The 1,646-nt window shown below is 41.0% G+C and carries 1 protein-coding gene; it reads right to left on the bottom strand.

From position 1 onward, the window contains the following. A partial coding sequence (locus ACFVFS_RS40740) for a CD3337/EF1877 family mobilome membrane protein (protein ID WP_380630167.1) occupies positions 1 to 1,617 on the bottom strand: 1,617 nt, incomplete at its 3' end. Positions 1,618 to 1,646: the final 29 nt, after the last annotated feature.

The following is a 1,646-nucleotide window of genomic DNA, read 5'->3' on the forward strand; positions in this document are numbered from 1 at the left end:
CTGAGATTCGCCTTGTAATGTTCTGTCTTTGCGACCGTCTTTAAAGTCACTCATATTAACAACTTTATCAGCTGAATTACCTTGTGAGGATCGCGCCTCGGAACGGTCAGGAGAATCATTCAAATTGCTTTTTATCGCATTAGCTGAGGCATCGCCCGCGCTGTCTGCGGTCTCACGGTTTTCATTTCGTTCTTTAGCTTGTTGTAATGCTGCAGCTGAAGCTCCGCCAGTATAAGCAGCCGCAGCTGCACCGGCCAAATTCTTAGCAGCTCCAATTGTTTTTTCTGCCGGCTGACGAATCCCTTTTTCATAAGCGTGCTTAGCTGTTCCGCCATCCACTGAAACCACCCTGCCGGCCGTTACAAACTCAATGATTTTATCTCGATACTTAATCATCAAGATGATAGCAAGAGCTGTCACAAAAGCATTCAGCATGTATTTTCCGGGTGTATCCATCGGGATCAATTCACCTGTTATATCAATGATCAAAAACGTAAACAGAAGAATGATCCCTACAAAAGCTTTCATAAAAAATGCACCAACCAACCTGCCAAGTGTGTACCAAGCGCTATTTGAGAAATTCGGCAAGAAGGAAATAATGAAGCTGATCGGGAGTATGACGCTTATTGCTAGGACAAGAATTTGAACTATAAAATTCACAAACGCCACTAACAACAAAGGAACACCCAGCACACAAGCAAAGCCTAACGAAAATATGGCCACGCCGATTTTATTCGGAATTCCTGATTGCGCCATCATGGTATTATTAAGCTCATTAGCTTCTGATGAAGCTATTTTTTTTCTTTCTTTATATCCATCTTCATTGAGCTTATATTCCAGTAGTTTAGTGATCCTGTCTTTATCATCCTTCGTGATCTTACTCTCGTCTGTCATGCCATAGTTCATATTTAAATATGGCTTATAGACAGCAATATCAAAGTATTGATTACGAAGGAGAGCGATAGACCCCTCTAATTCTTCGCCTTGTGCGATATCTCGTTCATCATTGAAAAGCGTTCCGCTTTTCATAATAAGCCCCTGCACTTCACTGCTAACATTGTTCATCGCCTTTAAAAACCAACCGGCTTGCGTGAACCAAACGAAAGCAATCAAAATCACAACAATCAATCTAACTGTGGATTGCCCTGCCTTCATACCGTTTTTTTGGCCCACATACTGAAAAAATATATAGAGAACAGCTATCGTAAACAATAAAACACCAAATGCAGCATAAAGGTTTTCCCATAAAGCAGTCGATATTTTTCCGACCTTATCAGCGAATTGGTTTACAACCTCTACGTTATATAGCCAGTCAAGGCCGGTATCAACTAAATTCGCGATCATCTTAGTCATTCCAAAAGTTATACTTGCGATACTATTCAGATTTTTATTGATGTTTTTTTCCGAAAAAGGATTTAAGCTCGACTCCACATCGGCTACCGCATCATATTGATCGTAGCTGTATCTTTTACTATCAAGGGTGACTCCTCCCTGCTTTACATCCTTCGGCTGCACCTTATTGCTATTATCGTCTGCAAAAGCAGCAGTCCCTAAAAAGGAAATGACGATGACGAAAACAGATAGGGTGAGCAGAATTATTTTCGAGCCTTTTTTCATGTCTTCCCTCCTGTCTACATGACTACATG

Source organism: Kitasatospora sp. NPDC057692 (assembly GCF_042799475.1).
Lineage (GTDB): Bacteria > Actinomycetota > Actinomycetes > Streptomycetales > Streptomycetaceae > Kitasatospora.